General features: G+C 50.9%; 2 protein-coding genes. Both read left to right on the forward strand.

Annotated features, from left to right (window positions below):
• Nucleotides 1-177: 177 nt before the first annotated feature.
• Nucleotides 178-600, forward strand: a complete 423-nt coding sequence (locus D6694_11325) for an SAM-dependent methyltransferase (GenBank protein ID RMH39297.1) — start codon at nt 178-180, stop codon at nt 598-600.
• A 48-nt stretch (nt 601-648) separates the two neighbouring features.
• A partial coding sequence (locus D6694_11330) for a hypothetical protein (GenBank protein RMH39298.1) occupies nt 649-1,092 on the forward strand: 444 nt, incomplete at its 3' end.

Consider the following 1,092-nt stretch of genomic DNA (forward strand, 5'->3'; position numbering starts at 1 on the left):
CGCGCCGGCCTGCGCGAAGACAAGTTCGGCTGGGTGGTGCCCGTGCGCCTGCCCGAGTCGATCGACGTGTGAGGAAGCACACTTCTATGGATATGTAAAGCCCCTGGGTAAGTTCAGACACCTGCCCGGGGGCTTTGTGTATGCCAAGAAGTGCTAATTTTGAGGAAACAGGTAGTTATGGCTGCAGATTTTCAGGATGCCTGGATGCGTCACAAAGAAGATGGCGATTTGCTTTACGCCAAGGAGCGGTGGGCCAATGCTGACCATCTGTATGGGCTGGCTGTCGAGTGTGGGCTGAAGGCCGTAATGCGGGCGATGGGGATGCCGGTTAGCTCTGCAGGAGTGCCAATATCCAGATACCACAGGGTGCACTTGCCTGATATTTGGTACGTATTTCATGCTTTTGTTTCGGGTACCCATGCAGCGGGGCTTCTTCCTTTCCTGAGCCAATCATCTCCCTTTGATAACTGGAGCGTACATCAACGTTATGAACCGAGAAGCAATTTTTCACAAGAAATTGTGGATGAGCACAGAATGGGATTAAAAGAAGTAGAGCAACTGTACTGCGCCGGGAAGCGTATCAATGCAGATTTTTTCTGAATTTGGAAGTGTATGAGATACGACGAAGTTATACCCAGGTTGGTGGCCATGCTTGAAAAAGAGCAGTGGTTCCAAGAGTGGCCGCCAAGCAAGAAGCTAATCATCAATCGCGATGTGCGTGGACGAATCGCGTTGATCCTTCCCAAAAAGCTGAAGGAAAAGTTGGAAGAAAGGGTGATGGAGTTTGCCCAGGTAAGGATGGAAGAACTAAAACCATGGATATATCCGAAAAAGGGTAGGGTATTCAAAGAGGAAACTTTGCCCCCACTTCCACCCGCGCCGCAATACGAAATCGATGGGCTTCCGCATGTGGTGGTGGTAGAGCGCCTTTTGCAAGGCAACGAATGGGCCACAGTTGCAAAACCGCGCACCGATCGCCTGGTATTTTATTCTGTAAAAGGCGGAGTGGGTCGTTCTACTGCACTGGCAGCCACGGCCTGGTATCTGGCAAAAAAAGGCAAACGCGTACTGGTCATCGACATGGACTTTCAG

The sequence above is a fragment of the Gammaproteobacteria bacterium genome (assembly GCA_003696665.1).
In the GTDB taxonomy this organism is placed as follows: Bacteria; Pseudomonadota; Gammaproteobacteria; order Enterobacterales.

Excerpts from the sequence above, each read along its gene's own strand:
- D6694_11325 (RMH39297.1), top strand. The coding sequence starts at position 178 with ATGGCTGCAGATTTTCAGGATGCCTGGATGCGTCACAAAGAAGATGGC.